This window comes from Paraburkholderia sp. RL17-373-BIF-A (genome assembly GCF_046030175.1).
GTDB lineage: Bacteria > Pseudomonadota > Gammaproteobacteria > Burkholderiales > Burkholderiaceae > Paraburkholderia.
Window position 1 is genome coordinate 1 of sequence record NZ_JARESO010000561.1, and the last position, 231, is coordinate 231.

The following is a 231-nucleotide window of genomic DNA, read 5'->3' on the forward strand; positions in this document are numbered from 1 at the left end:
CGAGATCCTTGATGTTGCGCATGCGTGGCGTCAGGTTGATGCCCACCACGTACGACAGACCGAAGACCGGACCGCTTTGCGCCTGCGTATCGCCGTGGATCGTATCGGGCTTGACGTCTGCGCCATTCAGGATCAGCTCATCGAGGATGTAGACGGCTTCGTGGACGCCGCACGGGATGAAGTGACTGAACAGCGCAATGTACATGTCGGATACGTGATAGTAGCCGATCC

General features: G+C 58.0%; 1 protein-coding gene. It reads right to left on the reverse strand.

What is annotated here, in order from left to right; translation table 11 throughout:
- Window positions 1–231: Tn3 family transposase (locus P0D80_RS51755; RefSeq protein WP_408296833.1), on the reverse strand; the 231-nt coding region annotated here is incomplete at both ends.